We start from the raw sequence: 13435 nt of genomic DNA, 5'->3' as shown, positions 1-13435 counted from the left end.
ACGCGGCGTCGCGCATGAGCGCGCCGGAGCTCGTCGTCTTCGACTGCGACGGCGTCCTGGTCGACAGCGAGACCCTCGCCGTGGAGGTCAGCCGCAGGGTGCTGGCCGACCTCGGCGTCGAGGTCACCCTCGAGGAGATCGCCGACCGATTCGTGGGCGCCTCCTCGGAGGTGTACGAGGCGGGCGTCGCGGACCTGCTCGGTCGCGCCCTGGAGCCGGGCTGGGATGCGCCGTACCACGACTGGTACGCCGAGGCATTCCGCTCGCGACTGCGCGCCGTGCCGGGTATCGAGGAGTCTCTCGACGCGCTCGTGCTCCCGCGCTGTGTCGCGTCGAACAGCCGTCATGCGCGGATCCGGGAGTCGCTTTCGCTGACCGGCCTCCTGGACCGGTTCGAGGGGCGCATCTTCAGCGCCGAGGACGTGGCACGGGGCAAGCCCGCGCCGGACCTGTTCCTGTGGGCCGCGGAGGGCATGGGCGTCGCCCCCGAGCGCTGCGTCGTGGTGGAGGACAGCGCATTCGGCGTGCAGGCGGCGCGGGCTGCCGGGATGCGGGTGCTCGCCTATGCCGGTTCGGGCGTGGGACCCCGGCTCGCCGGCACCGGCACCGTGGTCTTCGACCGCATGACGGACCTTCCCGCGCTCATCGCCGCGCTCTAGCGGATCCGCGCGCAGCCTCGGGATCCCGTCCGCGGCGCGCTCAGCGATCCCGCACGGCGCGGCATGCGAGGTGCACGGCCAGGCGTGTCTCCGGATCCGACAGATCCAGCCCGAGCGCCTCCTGCACGCGGCGGATACGCAGCGCGACCGTGTTGCGGTGCAGGTTCAGGGCTTGCGCCGTGGCGACGAGGCTCGACTCGTGATCGAGGTAGGCCGAGAGCGTGCGCCGCAGGTCGGGACCGGCATCCTCCAGAGGCGCCAGCAGGGAGGCGGCCGCCGGTACGAACGTGTCGTTGCCGGTCCAGGCCAGCAGCAGCTGCTCCAGGCCGAGGCTGTCGACGCGCACGAACCAGCCGGTCGCCGAACGGGAGGCTGCGATGCGCGCCGCGTCCGCGGCCTCGTCCAGCGTCGTCGCGAGTCCCTGCGGTCCGCGCTGCAGCGACCCGACCCCGGTCGCCACCGCGAACGACCGGGCGAGCTCGGCGTGCAGCGCGCGCAGACCCTGCACGTGGCGTTCGACGGCCGCCGGCGGCGGAGCCGCGGAGAAGGCCAGCCACCCGCTCACCCCTCGGCCCGCGGTGGTCACGTGCGCCTCTGCGCCGATCCCGGCGAGCCCCGCGCGCACGGCCCGCAGCAGGCGCAGCGGCTCCAGGCGCCCGCGTCCTGCCATCCGGAAGCCGAGATGGTGCCCTCCCGTGCGCCAGCCCCGCTCTGCCATGCGTCGCTCGACGTCGTCGTCTCGCCCGCGCGCATCCACGAAGTCCCGCAGCAGCGCCGAGGACGCGGATACGTCGTTGACCTCCGCGACCTCGTCGATGAGGATGCGCGCCGCGATCGCCGGCATCGCCACCTCAGCGGCGACGGACAGCGAGGCGAGCTGGGTCTCGCCGAGCCCGTCGCCGAACACGACCAGGCGCAGACCCGGCCGGCTCGGACTGTCCACCCGCACGGACGCGGCCGCCTGCCCGCCCGCCCGCGCGAAGTCGACCCACGGGCGGAAGTCGATCGAGCGCACCAGTTCAGGATCCAGCTCGCCGCCGGCCTGGTGCATCACCGCGGTCTCGTCCACGAGCGCGACGGCGTATCCGAGGTTCGCCGCGACCTGCCGCAGCAGATCGGGCAGGTCGCGCGCCGTGTATTCGAACGACCGGGCCACCTTCCGCACGTGCGCCAGGGTGAGGGCGTCCTGCGCCTGCACGAGCATCCAGCACGCCTCGGCCAGCTGGATCGGCTTCTCCACGTCGAGCACGCAGATGCCGAGCCGCGCGGCGAGCCGCTGCGCGCCCGGGTCGAGCTCCGCAGCGCCCGGCATGGCCACACCCCGGTAGCCGCGCTCGTGGATGCGCCGCAGCAGCGCGTCCTGCTGCCACGGCGTCTCCGGGGCCGCAGACATCAGCACCGCGAGCGTCGGCGCGCTGCGGGGGAGCAGGTCGCCCTCGGCGGTCTCCACGACGACGTCGTCCCACGCGGCCGCCACCGGCCCGGCGACGCGGCGCAGGCCCCCGGTGTCGGGATGCGCCTGCAGACCGGCGAGCGACAGCCGGGCGCTCATGCGGCGTCCAGCTCGCGCAGGCCGTACGTCGAGGGCAGAACGCGGCGGAGACGCTCGGGGCGCTGCACCCACCAGTCCGGCGCGGGCAGCGACAGCACGGCGACGCGACGCCCCGGCGCGAGATCGGTGACCTCGAGGATCTCGCGAGACACCGCATCCAGCACGACGATGATCGCCGGCGCGGAGGCGAGCAGCCGGCCGTCCCGGAGCACGGCGAGCGTCTCCGAGCGGGTGACGACCCGGTCGACCGAGCCGCCGGGGCCGCCGATCTCGACCGTCTGCACATGCGGATCCCCGGCGTACGGTGCGATCCGGTCGATCCGCCCCTCGGTGAGCAGGCGGGCGCCGAGCGCGTCGGCCAGGGCCGGGATCGGCGCGCCGAGCGCGTCCAGGAAGGCGCGGCCGAGTCCGAGTGCGCGGCGCTGGTGCCCCGGCAGCGCGTGTTCGCGCAGATCGCCGACGGTGAAGCCGGCGAGCACGGCGGCCCCTGTGCCGCCCGCCTGGATGATGGCGGAGCGGATGATCCGTTCCGCGTCGACAGCCCGGTCGGTCTCCACGAGCGCGACGCCGCCGGCGCCGCTGTCGCAGGTGAAGACCAGGCCGGGAACGCCGTCCACGAACAGCGACATCTGGTCGAGCTCTGGCACGGCGCGGCCCGTGCAGTCCGCATCGACGATCGTGCGCTCGCCCGCGAACAGCAGCGGGACGAGGCTGTTCATGCCGCCGCCTTCGATCGAGCACACCGCGGGGATCCTCAGGCCCAGCCACCGCTCCGCGGCGGCCACGAGATGGGCGAACGGGGCGAGATCCGGCATGCGCTCGCCGAGCAGGATCGTCGAGCCGACGAACGCGGCCCCGAAACACGGTGTAGCCGGGTCCAGGTCCTCGACGGACTCCAGCAGACGCTCACCGCGTCCGTCGTCGGCGAGCATGAGCTCCACCATCGTTGTCGCGCCCCCGCCGCCGGAGCCGAGCAGCGCGCACCCCCGCGCGAGCGCCGTCACGTCCTCGGGTCGCAGTCGCCACGCCATCGTCCCAGACTAGTTCGAAGGTGTTCGGACCCTGAGCCTGTCGAAGGGACATCGGTGACCGAGCGCCCTTCGACAGGCTCAGGAGCCGTGGTCGGCAATCAGGATCCGAGCCGTTCGACGGGAACGAACTGCTCCTCGAGGCCGAACGCGGCCGGCCCGAACGCATCCAGCGCGGCGGGCGTGCGCATCATGTCCGGAGTGGAGATGCCGAGCACCCGCACGCGCTGGCCGTAGCGCAGGCCCTCCGTCGTGATCGGCTCGGCGGTCTCGTGGTCCACGACGCAGATCAGATCCGGCACGATCGCGACGAGCTCTCCGTCCCGATGAGCCGTGAGGTTCTCGTTCTGGAACCGGATCTCCAACATCCCGTCGCCGTCCAGCGGAGCGATGACCGCGCGACCCTTCGCGAAGCCCTCGGTCGTGCGCCGCTCCACATCGACGACCTTGCCGACGCACAGCTCGCGCAGGTGCGGGTACAGCGTCGTGGACAAGGTGTCGGCGATCGCCGCGAAGGGCGAGCGGTGCTGTTCGCGCGCCACGCGGATGGCGCGACCGAGTGCGAGGGCCATCGAGATCGTGCGGGGGACGGCGGTGCGCCGCACGTCCGCGCCGGTCATGGCGTACTCGGCGATGTGCCCGACGCCGCCGAGACGGATCGTCACGGCTCGCGCCAGCCACTCCATCTGACGGTCGTCGTCGCCGGTGTCGATGATCACGGTCTCGCCGCGCTCTCCGGCGAGGGCCAGCGGCGAACCGTGCACGCCGTAGACCGCGAAGGTCTCCATGGACAGCTCGGGGAACGCACGGCCCATGCCGTCCGCGTCCACGACGGGAAGGCCGGTCTCGGCGGCGACGACGAGCGGGATCATCGAGTTGATGCCGCCGCACTCGATCGGCATGGTCGCGTCGGCCGCGCGGCCCAGGTGCGTCTCCAGAGCGCGCAGCGCCTGGGTGGGCTCGGTGCCGGCCGGGATCTTCTCCACCATCACGGTCGGCGCGCCCATCTGCGCGGTCGGGATCACGAACAGGTCGTCGGCGAGCTCATCCGGATCCAGGATCGTGATGGCTCGGTCGCCGAGCACGCGCTCGACGAGCTTGCTGCCGATGTACGGGTCGCCGCCGCCGCCCGTGCCCAGCAGCGTGGCACCGCGGGCGAGGTCGGGGAGATCGGCCGCGGTGAGGAGCCAGCTCACTTCGCCCCCTCCCCGGCAGCGGTTCCGGACGATACCGTGCCGTCGAAGCGGTGCGCGGGCAGGTCGTACCCGAAGTAGCCGGGACCGACCATCGCGAGGGCCTCGGCCGAGTGCCAGCGCTCGTCGGCCGGTGCGGCCAGCACCCGCACGCGCTGCCCGTAGCGCAGGGCCTCCGTGGTGATGGGCTCGCCGGTCTCGCCCTCCACGACCATGATGAGGTCGGGGGTCGTGGCGAGGGTGCGGCCGTCGGCCTCGGCGACGAGGTGCTCGTTCTGGAACTGCAGGGTGAGCGCGGAGCCGCCCTCGCCCTCGATGCGGGCCCGGCCGCGCGCGAAGCCGGTCGTCGTCGTGCGCTGCACGTCGACGACCTTGCCGTCGAAGAGCTCGCGGCCCTGCAGCAGCGACACCGCGGCCGCCACCGGGTCGCTCTTGTCCGCACGTGCGTCGGCGATCGCGCGGCCCACGGTCATGCACCGCGACAGGGAGCCGCCCACCAGGCCCGCGCGCGCCTGCGCACCGGTCATCGAGAACCCCGCGATCATCGTGGAGCAGCCCATCTCGACGGTCGCCACGCGCGCGATCCGCTCGGTCCAGCTGTTGTCGACCGTCTGCAGGACCGCGACGTTGCCCTTCTCGTCGCTGAGTGCGAGCGGCGAGGCGGTCACGCCGATGAGCGTGGGCAGCACCATCTGCAGCTCGGGGAAGGCCCGGCCCATGCCGTCCGCGTCGATGAGGGGGAGGCCCAGGGCTGCGGCCGCGGCCACGGGGATCGTGGAGTTGACGCCGCCGACCTCGGCGCACGCGATGTGCGTCACCGGGCGACCCAGGTGCGACCCGAGCGCGCGCACGGGCTCGACGACCTCGTCCAGGCTGGGCAGCTTCTCGACCATGACGGTCGGCGCCCCCATCATCGCGACGAACAGCACGTGAGCGTCGTCGGGGACCTCGACGAGGTCGAGGACGTCGACCGGGCCGTCCGCGAGCGCCTGACGGGCGAGGAGCGACCCGATGTAGGGGTCGCCGCCGCCGCCCGTGCCGAACAGCGCGGCGCCGCGGGCGAGGTCCTCGACCTGCGGGATGTCGATCCGCCAGCCCATCTCAGGCCCCCATGTCCAGGTCGCCGACCGCCTTGGCGCGGATGCGCGTGGCGTTGCCGGGCAGGTACGGGATCGGCACCTCGTCGAAGTCGATGATCGACACCGTGGACGGTCTGGCGCCCGCGGCGATGGCCTTGTCGACGGCCTCGGCGCGGATCGCGGCGATGGTCTGCTCGCGCTCGCCGGGGGCGATCGCGTAGACCTTGTCGATCTCGCCGCCGACCTGGGCGATCGAGGCGCCGATCGCGTTCGCGACGGCGTAGTTCTCCGGCCGGTGCACCGTGCCGAACATGGGCAGCTCGTCCGGCAGCAGGATGGATCCGCCGCCCACGGCCACGACGGCGATGGGGTCCGGGGAGGTGCGCATCCGGTCCACAGCCTCGGACACGCGCTCCGCGATGCGGTCGAGCACGCGGGAGACGAAGGCGGGATCCAGGTGCGCGACCTTCGACGGGTCGCCGACCTCGGCGCGTCCCGCCGCGACGGCGATGTCGGTCGCGGTCAGCGTGGATCCGCCGAACACGAGCGCCTCCGTGGTGAGGCGGTAGCCGACCGACGCGGGCCCGACCTCGGCGGTCTCGGGGTCGACGATGCTGCCGCCGCCGATGCCGAGCGAGAGCACGTCGGGCATCCGGAAGTTCGTGCGGATCCCGGCGACCTTCACCTCGTTCGCGGTCTCGCGGGGGAAGCCGTTGACGAGCAGGCCGATGTCGGCGGTGGTGCCGCCGACATCGATCACGGCGCAGTCCTGCAGGCCGCTCGTCGCGGCCGCTCCGCGCATGGAGTTCGTGGGCCCGGAGGCGAACGTGGCGACCGGGTACCGGCGCACGTAATCCTCGTCCATGAGCGTGCCGTCGTTCTGGCTGAGGAAGATCGACGCCTCGATGCCGTGCGCGCGCACCGCCGCGGTCAGTCCGTCCACGATCTCCGACGCGAGCTCGCGCAGCGCCGCGTTGATGATCGTGGCGTTCTCGCGCTCCAGGATCCCGATCCGGCCGATCTCGTGGGACAGCGAGATCGCGACGTCCGGGCCCAGCACGTCGCCGACGATCTCGGCCGCACACACCTCCAGGTCGTGGTTGACGGGGCTGAACACCGAGGAGATCGCGACCGAGCGGATCCCGTGCGCCTTCATGTCCTCGGCCGCGGCGCGCAGTTCCTCGGGGTCGAGGGGGGAGATGGGGCGGCCGTCGAACTCGTAGCCGCCGTGGGCGAGGTAGCTGCGAGCCTGTGCCGCTTCGATGAGCACCTCGGGCCAGTCCACCAGCGGCGGCAGCGCCCGGGTGGCCGGCAGGCCGAGACGCAGGGCGGCCGTCGGGGCGAGCCGGCTGGCCTGCACGAGCGCGTTGATGAAGTGCGTGGTGCCGATCATCACGGCGTCGATGTCGGATCCGTCGAACGGGTGCCGGGCGCGCAGGTCCTCGATCGCCTGCACGATCCCGCTGGTCACGTCCGGCGTCGTGGAGTGCTTGACTCCGGCCAGGGTGCGCGTGCCGTCCATGAGGACGGCGTCGGTGTTGGTGCCGCCGACGTCGATGCCGATGTGCATGGTTCTCGCCTTCTGTGTGCTTCGTGAGCGGGTGTGCTGCGTCCGGATCCGATCCGGTGGTGGTCTCCCGCGGGGCGCCAGGAGGAGCCGCGCCCCGCGGGAAGCGGGTCAGGTCGCGGTCGTCTCGGCGGGGACGTCGACCTGACGGGTCGGCACGCTGCCGATCCCGCGGACCAGGCCGAGCTTGCCGGCGGCGATGTAGAGGACCATCGAGAGGAACAGGCTGATGAGCGACGGGATGCCCCAGGTGACGAAGTAGCCGACGAGGGAGGAGATCAACCAGATCACGATCGTCGCGGGCACGATCCGCGGTGCGGCGGCCGGGAGCACGCCCTGCTCGCGGCTCTCGTCGAGCTCTCCACGCCAGCGACGGACGACGAAGTACTCGGCGACCATGATGCCGGCGATCGGCGGGAACGCGACGCTCAGCACGATGAGGAACTGGGTGAACTGGCCGAGGATGCCGGCCGCGGCGAGCACGGATCCGACGACGCCGAGGACGATCGTGGTGGTGACGCGGTGCAGGTTCTTCCCGAACGTCGTGGAGATGAAGTTCACCAGCCCCAGCGTCGAGGAGTACAGGTTCCAGTCGTTGATCTTCAGCGTGCCGGTGATGACGATGATGAGACCGATGAGCCCCACCGAGCTGGTCACGATCGCGACGATGTCGCCCGACTTGGCGGCGTGCGCGAGGAGCACGCCCGCCAGGCCGATCACGAACTCGCCGAGCGTGACGCCCACCACGGTCTGCTTCACGACGTCGGCGCGCGAGCGGTTGAAGCGGGTCATGTCGCCCGTGATGATGGCGCCCACGATGAGGCCGCCGGCGACGATCCCCGTGCCCGCCCAGACGCTGATGTGCGGTCCGGGAGCAGGGCTGGACAGCAGCGCACCCAGGTCGTGGCGGCTGAGCTCGGAGACCACCGACCAGCCCACGAGCACGAGGAACAGCGGCACGGTGATGTTCGCGAGCCACTGCATGCCGAGGAAGCCGAAGGCGACGATCGCCGTGACGGCCAGGCCGAACAGCAGGCTCCACGTCCAGGTCGGCAGGACGCCGGGCATGAGCGCGTCAAGCGACTGCGCCGAGATGGCGGACTGGATCCCGAACCAGCCGATGAGGCTGATGCCGATGGCGAGGCCGACCAGCGAGGCGCCGATCTCGCCGAAGCCGGTCCAGCGGGCGAGCAGGGCGGTGTTCAGGCCCTCGCGCTGGCCGATGAAACCGACGATGCACATGATCACCTCGAGGATCAGGGATCCGAGGAGGAAGGCGAGCGCCGCCTCGCCGAAGGTCATGCCGTAGCCCAGCGTCGCGCCGAGCAGGAACTGGGAGAGCGCCGAGACCTGGCCGAAGCGCTGCACGGCGATGCCGAACCAGGGCTTTCGCGCTTCGGGGGTCACGCGGGAGAGGGCGAAGTCGTCATGCGTGGCGATGGGGGCCATGGTCGTTTCCTTCGGGCGGGGAATGGTTGCGCCCACGCTAGTTCCGCGCCTGACGGCGCGCCATGTGCGATCTGCACGGAATCGCGACCTGGTCCGACAGATCGCACATCCGAGTCTTCTCCGTCGTTGCCGTGCGCGTCTCCGATGAGGCGCGGCGCGGCGTGCACTTCACAGCCTGGCGGGGTCTGCGATGAAGCGCACCGAGCCCCGATGGAGCCCCGCCTCCATCGGTATGCCAATTGTCTGGTATCACAGACAGGCGATGCGTGATCGCCCTCGTTCCGGGCCGCGCGAGGGTGTGAAATCGTCTCATGCCCCACACATCTCCCGTCACCATCGGTGCGGCGCCGCTGCGCCCCGAGGACGTCGTCGCCGTCGCCCGCCACCACGCCCGCGTCGTCATCGACGCCGGTGCCCTGGACCGCGTCGCGGGCGCGCGTGCCGTCATCGACAGCATGGCCGCCGACCCCAAGCCGCACTACGGCGTCTCCACCGGCTTCGGTGCGCTGGCCACCACGTTCATCGCCCCCGAGCGCCGCCGCCAGCTGCAGCAGAGCCTGATCCGGTCGCACGCCGCCGGCACCGGCGCCGAGGTCGAGACCGAGGTCATCCGCGCCCTGCAGCTGCTGCGCCTGCAGACCCTCGCCTCCGGCCACACCGGCGTGCGCCCGGTCGTCGTCGAGACCTACGCCGCCATGCTCAACGCCGGCGTCATCCCGATCGTCCGCGAGTACGGCTCGCTCGGCTGCTCGGGCGACCTCGCCCCGCTCGCTCACATCGCGCTCGCCAGCATGGGCGAGGGCGACGTCCGCAACGCCGACGGCGAGAAGGTGCCCGCCGCCGATGCGCTCGCCGCAGCGGGCATCGAGCCGCTGCAGCTCGTGGAGAAGGAGGGCCTCGCCCTCATCAACGGCACCGACGGCATGCTCGGCATGCTGGTGCTCGCGCTGCACGACCTCGAGGAGCTGCTCATCACGGCCGACATCTCGGCGGCCATGTCGATCGAGTCGCAGCTCGGCACCGACGCGGTCTTCGCCGCGGATCTGATGGCGCTGCGTCCGCAGGTCGGCCAGGCCGTCTCCGCTTCGCACCTGCGCGCGTTCCTCGGATCCTCTCCGATGGTCGCCAGCCACAAGGGCCCGGAGGACGGCCGGGTGCAGGACGCCTACTCGCTGCGCTGCTCGCCGCAGGTGCACGGCGCCGCCCGCGACACCGCCGCCTATGCGACCACGATCGCCGAGCGCGAGCTCGCCAGCGTCGTGGACAACCCCGTCGTCACCAGCGACGGCCGCATCGAGTCCAACGGCAACTTCCATGGTGCGCCGGTCGCCGCGGTGCTCGACTTCCTCGCGATCTCCGTCGCGGATGTGGCGTCGGTCGCCGAGCGTCGCACGGACCGCGCTCTGGATCCGGCCCGCAACCACGGCCTGCCGCCGTTCCTCGCGGACGAGGTCGGCGTCGACTCCGGCCTGATGATCGCGCAGTACGCCGCGGCCGGCATCGTCTCCGAGCTCAAGCGGCTCGCGGTGCCCGCCTCGGTCGACTCGATCCCGTCCTCGGCGATGCAGGAGGACCACGTCTCGATGGGCTGGGCCGCGGCCCGCAAGCTCCGTCGCGCGATCGACGGCCTCGGCCGCGTGCTCGCGATCGAGATCCTCACCGGCGCCCGCGCGCTCGACCTGCGCGCGCCGCTCGAGGCCGGCCCCGCCACCGGCGCGGTCCGCGACCTCGTCCGCACCGTGGCCGGCGGCCCCGGCCCCGACCGATTCCTCTCTCCCGACATGGAGGCCGTGACCGCGCTCGTGCAGTCCGGCCAGATCGCTGCGATTGCGAAGGAGCACGCGAATGACTGACACCACCACCCCCACGACCGCGGGCCCGACCCTGTCGGACCCGGCCCGTTCCATCCGCGCCATCCGCGGCAACGAGCGCACCGCGAAGAGCTGGGGCGCCGAGGCGGCCAAGCGCATGCTGATGAACAACCTCGACCCCGAGGTCGCCGAGCACCCCGAGGACCTCGTGGTCTACGGCGGCACCGGCCGCGCCGCGCGCAGCTGGGAGGCGTACGACGCGATCGTCCGCACGCTCGACGAGCTCGAGCCCGACGAGACGCTGCTCGTGCAGTCGGGCAAGCCGGTCGGCGTGTTCCGCACGCACGAGTGGGCGCCGCGGGTGCTCATCGCCAACTCCAACCTCGTCGGCGACTGGGCCACCTGGCCCGAGTTCCGCCGCCTCGAGGCCGAGGGCCTGATGATGTACGGCCAGATGACGGCCGGATCCTGGATCTACATCGGATCCCAGGGCATCCTGCAGGGCACCTACGAGACGTTCGCCGCGGTCGCCCGCTCGCTCGGCAAGGACTCGCTCAAGGGCACGCTCTCGCTCACCGGCGGCGCCGGCGGCATGGGCGGCGCGCAGCCGCTCGCCGTCACCCTGAACGAGGGCGCCTGCCTGATCGTCGACGTCGACGAGTCGCGTCTCGCGCGCCGCGTGGACCACGGCTACCTCGACGTCTACTACACCGACCTCGACGAGGCCGTCGCCCATGCCGTGGCCGCGAAGGAGGCCGGCGAGGCCCTCTCCGTCGGCATCGTCGGGAACGCCGCCGAGGTGTTCCCCGAGCTGTTCCGCCGCCAGCAGGCCGGCGAGATCGTGATCGACGTCGTCACCGACCAGACCAGCGCGCACGACCCGCTCGCGTACCTGCCGATCGGCATCTCCGTCGAGGACTGGAAGACCGAGGTGGAGCGCGACCCGGAGGAGTTCACCCGCCGCTCCCGCGAGGCCATGGCCGCGCACGTGGCCGCCATGGTCGCGTTCCAGGACGCCGGTGCCGCGGTGTTCGACTACGGCAACTCGATCCGCGCCGAGGCCAAGCTCGGCGGCTTCGACCGCGCCTTCGAGTTCCCCGGCTTCGTGCCGGCGTACATCCGCCCGCAGTTCGAAGAGGGCCGCGGCCCGTTCCGCTGGGCGGCGCTCTCGGGCGACCCCGAGGACATCTACAAGACCGACCGCGCGATCGCGGAGCTCTTCCCGGAGGACGCCGCGCTGCACCGCTGGCTGGAGAAGGCCGGCGAGAAGGTGCACTTCGAGGGCCTGCCCGCCCGCATCTGCTGGCTCGGCTACAAGGAGCGCCACCTGGCGGGCCTGAAGTTCAACGAGATGGTCGCTTCGGGCGAGCTGTCCGCGCCGATCGTGATCGGCCGCGACCACCTCGACTCGGGTTCGGTCGCGAGCCCGTACCGGGAGACCGAGGCCATGAAGGACGGCTCCGACGCGATCGCCGACTGGCCGCTGCTCAACGCCCTGCTGAACACGGCCTCGGGCGCGAGCTGGGTGTCGCTGCACCACGGCGGCGGCGTCGGCATCGGCCGCTCCATCCACGCCGGTCAGGTGACCGTGGCGGACGGATCCGCCCTGGCCGCCGAGAAGCTCGAGCGCGTCCTCACCAACGACCCGGGCACCGGCGTCATGCGGCACGTCGACGCGGGCTACGACCACGCGAAGGACATCGCCCGCGAGCGCGGCCTCAAGGTCCCGATGGGCCTCTGAGCCGGGCGCGGACACAGCCGGCGTCCCGCTCTCTGCTTCCCGTCGGGGGATGCGGATGCAGAGAGCGGGACGCGACATTTTGCGCAAGGGCCGGTCGCTGAGTCATCGCAGCGTCCGGCCCGCCACAGCGGGAGGATGAACCCATGCGGACCCTGATCACGAACATCGGCGAGCTGACCACGAACGTCCCGGCTTCGGTCCCTGCGCCCGTCGGCGGGCTCGGAGCCGGTGCCGATCTCTGCGGCACGCGGCACGACGCCGCCGTGCTCATCGACGGCGACCGGATCGCCTGGGTCGGTGCTGCGGCCGACGCGCCCGAGGCCGATGAGATCGTGGACGCCCAGGGGCGCGCCGTGATCCCCGGGTTCGTGGACAGCCACAGCCACCTCGTGTTCGGCGGCGACCGCGCCGCGGAGTTCGAGGCCCGCATGCAGGGGCAGAAGTACGCCGCGGGCGGCATCCGCTCGACCGTGGCGGCCACCCGGGCCGCGACCGACGACGAGCTGCGCGCCCGGCTGCGCGGCTTCCTCGACGAGATGCTCGTCCAGGGCACCACGACCGTCGAGATCAAGAGCGGCTACGGACTCGACGTCGCGACCGAAGAGCGCCTGGTGCGCCTGGCCGCCGAGGTCACGCCCGAGGTCACGTTCCTCGGCGCGCATGTGGTTCCCGCCGAGTACGCCGACTGCGGCGACGACTACGTGGACCTGGTCACGGGGGAAATGCTCGACGCCTGCGCCCCGCACGCGAAGTGGATCGACGTGTTCTGCGAGACGGGCGCCTTCACGGTTCCCCAGTCACGCCGCGTGCTCGAGGCCGGCATCGCCCGCGGTCTCCAGCCCCGCGTGCACGCCAGCCAGCTCGGGCCGGGGGAGGGCGTGCAGCTGGCGGTCGAGCTCGGCGCCGCCTCCATCGACCACGGGACCTACCTCACCGACGACGACGTGACCGCGCTCGCCGGATCCGGCACCGTGCTCACCCTGCTGCCGGGCGTGGAGTTCTCCACGCGCCAGCCGTACCCCGACGCCCGCCGGCTCATCGACGCCGGTGTGACCGTGGCGCTCGCCTGCGACACGAACCCCGGCTCGAGCTTCACCTCGTCGATGCCGTTCTGCATCGCCGTCGCCGTGCGCGACATGCGGATGACCGTCGCCGAGGCGATCCACGCCGCGACCGCCGGAGGCGCGGCCGCCCTGCGGCGCGACGACATCGGCCGTATCGCTCCGGGCATGCGCGCCGACCTCGTGCTGCTGAAGGCGCCGAGCCGGGTGCACCTGGCCTACCGCCCGGGCGTGCCCCTCGTGGACGCCGTCTGGAAGGACGGCGTGCGCGCGGTCTGACGCCCCCGCACGCCGC

Annotated in this window: 10 protein-coding genes; 4 read left to right on the top strand and 6 right to left on the bottom strand. The window is 72.3% G+C overall.

Annotated elements, in window-relative coordinates; all coding sequences use genetic code 11:
• Nucleotides 1–14 precede the first annotated feature (14 nt).
• Entirely contained in the window at nucleotides 15–659 is a 645-nt protein-coding gene (locus tag ACYQ1L_RS14330; RefSeq protein ID WP_460004748.1) for an HAD family hydrolase, read from the top strand.
• A gap of 40 nt (nucleotides 660–699) precedes the next feature.
• Here ACYQ1L_RS14330 and ACYQ1L_RS14325 read toward each other — a convergent pair whose 3' ends face one another.
• The 6 genes from ACYQ1L_RS14325 to ACYQ1L_RS14300 all read right to left on the bottom strand — a co-directional run bounded on the left by ACYQ1L_RS14325 (nucleotide 700) and on the right by ACYQ1L_RS14300 (nucleotide 8527).
• Complete coding sequence (locus ACYQ1L_RS14325) at nucleotides 700–2211, bottom strand: PucR family transcriptional regulator (protein WP_460004747.1); 1512 nt, start codon at nucleotides 2209–2211, stop codon at nucleotides 700–702.
• Nucleotides 2208–3242: an S-methyl thiohydantoin desulfurase domain-containing protein gene (locus ACYQ1L_RS14320; RefSeq protein ID WP_460004746.1), complete on the bottom strand. Its 1035-nt coding sequence runs from the start codon at nucleotides 3240–3242 to the stop codon at nucleotides 2208–2210. Before ACYQ1L_RS14320 ends, ACYQ1L_RS14325 begins: the two co-directional genes overlap by 4 nt.
• A gap of 98 nt (nucleotides 3243–3340) precedes the next feature.
• Nucleotides 3341–4435: an S-methyl thiohydantoin desulfurase family protein gene (locus ACYQ1L_RS14315; protein ID WP_460004745.1), complete on the bottom strand. Its 1095-nt coding sequence runs from the start codon at nucleotides 4433–4435 to the stop codon at nucleotides 3341–3343.
• Nucleotides 4432–5532, bottom strand: a complete 1101-nt coding sequence (locus ACYQ1L_RS14310) for an S-methyl thiohydantoin desulfurase family protein (RefSeq protein WP_460004744.1) — start codon at nucleotides 5530–5532, stop codon at nucleotides 4432–4434. Before ACYQ1L_RS14310 ends, ACYQ1L_RS14315 begins: the two co-directional genes overlap by 4 nt.
• A 1-nt stretch (nucleotide 5533) precedes the next feature.
• Nucleotides 5534–7081 carry a hydantoinase/oxoprolinase N-terminal domain-containing protein gene (locus tag ACYQ1L_RS14305; protein ID WP_460004743.1) on the bottom strand — a complete coding sequence of 516 codons (1548 nt, stop codon included), beginning with the start codon at nucleotides 7079–7081 and terminating at the stop codon, nucleotides 5534–5536.
• Nucleotides 7082–7189: 108 nt separating this feature from the next.
• Nucleotides 7190–8527: a purine-cytosine permease family protein gene (locus ACYQ1L_RS14300; protein ID WP_460004742.1), complete on the bottom strand. Its 1338-nt coding sequence runs from the start codon at nucleotides 8525–8527 to the stop codon at nucleotides 7190–7192.
• A 311-nt stretch (nucleotides 8528–8838) separates the two neighbouring features.
• Between ACYQ1L_RS14300 and hutH the strand changes: the two genes are divergently transcribed.
• The 3 genes from hutH to hutI all read left to right on the top strand — a co-directional run bounded on the left by hutH (nucleotide 8839) and on the right by hutI (nucleotide 13419).
• Nucleotides 8839–10380 (top strand): histidine ammonia-lyase, encoded by a 1542-nt coding sequence (hutH, locus tag ACYQ1L_RS14295; protein ID WP_460004741.1) that lies wholly within the window; start codon nucleotides 8839–8841, stop codon nucleotides 10378–10380.
• Nucleotides 10373–12079 carry a urocanate hydratase gene (hutU, locus tag ACYQ1L_RS14290; protein ID WP_460004740.1) on the top strand — a complete coding sequence of 569 codons (1707 nt, stop codon included), beginning with the start codon at nucleotides 10373–10375 and terminating at the stop codon, nucleotides 12077–12079. Before hutH ends, hutU begins: the two co-directional genes overlap by 8 nt.
• 143 nt (nucleotides 12080–12222) lie before the next feature.
• Nucleotides 12223–13419, top strand: coding sequence for an imidazolonepropionase (hutI, locus tag ACYQ1L_RS14285; protein ID WP_460004739.1), 1197 nt, complete (start codon nucleotides 12223–12225; stop codon nucleotides 13417–13419).
• Nucleotides 13420–13435 lie beyond the last annotated feature (16 nt).

The organism is Microbacterium xylanilyticum, assembly GCF_054654695.1.
The sequence above is the reverse complement of the archived record's forward strand: the minus strand, read 5'-3'. Positions and strand labels throughout refer to the sequence as shown.